Below are 316 nucleotides of genomic sequence, written 5' to 3'. Positions count from 1 at the left end.
CCCATCATCCAGCAAAATCCGTCCATTTTCTTCCCGATAAGAATGCTGCCCATAGTTCCAATGACCAATATTCACGCCTTTTGTTTGAATATCTTCCACTTGTTCAAACAGCTTCGGCATATGATCGAGATATCCTTGATCGCCAAACTTTCCTTCGCCGGGCGCATTTTTGCATTCCTTCAAGCATTCTTCCTTCCACCAACTAAGGCATTTCCGGCCAGCTTCATCTCCTTTAAAATGCAGGAAGCCTGAGTTATAGCGGCCTAAAAGCTTCTGAAGCATCTTCACTTCCTCAGGATCGAAGCTCGGAATTACA

1 pseudogene is annotated in these 316 nt (G+C 44.9%); it reads right to left on the bottom strand.

Going from position 1 to position 316, the window contains the following annotated elements:
• Positions 1-316, bottom strand: a pseudogene (locus SB658_RS22860) (putative nucleotide-diphospho-sugar transferase); the annotation flags it as partial.

Origin of the sequence: Bacillus sp. SIMBA_008 (assembly GCF_046535495.1) — a bacterium.
GTDB classification, from domain to species: Bacteria; Bacillota; Bacilli; order Bacillales; family Bacillaceae; genus Bacillus; species Bacillus subtilis.
This window is presented reverse-complemented; position numbering and strand designations above follow the sequence as displayed.